1 pseudogene is annotated in these 1797 nt (G+C 58.3%); it reads right to left on the minus strand.

Annotated features, from left to right (window positions below):
* Window positions 1-21 precede the first annotated feature (21 nt).
* Window positions 22-1618: pseudogene (gene tnpC / locus AC6CIG_RS29610) on the minus strand (IS66 family transposase).
* Window positions 1619-1797: the final 179 nt, after the last annotated feature.

The raw sequence follows: 1797 nt of genomic DNA on the forward strand, positions 1-1797 counted from the left end.
GTAAGCGGTGACGTGAGGCCGTTACTTCTTGAAGTTCCAGGGCATCAGAGCGTCGAGATCGCTTGATGGCCAACCTGCGGCGATACGCTCAAGCGTCTGCGTCAGCCAGGCCAGCGGATCGACTTCGTTCATCTTGGCGGACTGGATGAGCGTAGAGAGCGTCGCCCAAGTCCTTCCACCGCCGGCATTTCCGGCGAATAGGCTATTTTTCCGAACAATTGCCTGAGGCCGGATGGCACGCTCAACAATGTTGGAGTCTATCTCGATGCGCCCGTCATGGAGGAACTGTTCGAAGGCTTCCCGCCGATTAAGGGCATAGCGAATGGCCTCGGCGAGCTTTGATTTTCCAGAGATGCGGGACAGCGTGTCCTGCCAGAGTTTGTAGAGATCGGCAACGACTGCAGCGGAGGCATCCTGACGGGCGGCAACGCGAACATCGGGGCCTTGTCCGCGCACCTTTTCCTCGATCGACCAAAGTGCGCCCATCTTTTCGATCGTCGCCGTTGCGACCTTTGAGCTGTCGTTTGCGTGCAGCTCGTAAAACCGACGTCGACTATGCGCCCAGCACCCCGCCAAAAGAGCGCCGTCGTTTCTGCGGTCAGGGCGGGCAACACGGTTATAGGCAGTGTATCCATCGATCTGCAGAATGCCGATAGCCTTCGAGATGGCGAGCAACACAATCACCGGATCGACTGTCTTCAAAGCGATAGGCCACTATCGGCGGTCCACTGCCGCCGAACGGTCGGTCGTCCCGCGCGTACGCCCATAAATACGCTGTCTTTGCCGACCCCGATCCGGGAACAAGGGTCGGCAATGTCGTCTCGTCGGCGAATATTCGTTCGCCTCTCTTGATCTGGCTGAAGATGTAGTCCGCGAGGATCTCGAGTTCGAATCCGAGCTTGCCCATCCACCGTGCCATGATCCCGCGGTCGACTTCGACATGATCGCGCAGGAAGATCGCCTCCTGTCGATAAAGCGGCAACCCGTCGCCATATTTAGAAACCGCGATATAGGCGAGCAGCGCTTCTGTCGGAATGCCGCTTTCGACGATATGCGCCGGGGCCGATGCCTGGATGACACCGTCTTCGTTCTTGAAGGCATACTTCGGGCGATGGGTGACAATCACCCGGAACTTTGGCGGGATAACATCAAGCCGCTCGGAGATATCTTCCCCGATCAGGACCTTCTGTTTGCCAGCATGTTCGGGCAGTTCGTCCGGTTCAATGACTACATGCACCCGCTCCAGGTGCGGAGGAAAGCCCCTGCGTGGACGCGGCGCATGCTTTGCAGCGGCTGGATTGCGACCCTTGGAAACCAGCGCCTCGATCGCGGCAATGCCAGTGTCGATTTCTTCGAAGACAAACGCGCCCTGTTCGTCCAGGTCTGCCTCGATGGTCTTTCCCTGCTTTTCCGAGCGGCGGCCATACCTGTATCGATTGAAGGCTTTGAGGATCAGCTTCAACTTGGCGATCTGTTCGTCAGCGTCCGCATTGCGGGCCTTCAGATCAGCGACTTCGTCTTCCAGAACATCGGCGCGCGCAGCCTTTGCGGCCATCGCCATGACCATGGCTTTCAGCGCATCAACGTCATCAGGAAGCTCGAGATCGGCTGGTGTCATGCCCTAATGTAGAGCACATTTCGGCGAGATTTTCCCTCAGTTTCAGCCGCCTGATTCACTCTGCCGCAGGGCTTTACCCAGCAAATTCCGGCCGCTTTACTGCAACCGTGCGCACGCGCTTCCAGTCCATCCCGTCCACCAGCGCCATCAGTTGGGCGTGGTTGAGCTGCACGCGGGAC

Source organism: Sinorhizobium sp. GQ132 (genome assembly GCF_059758575.1).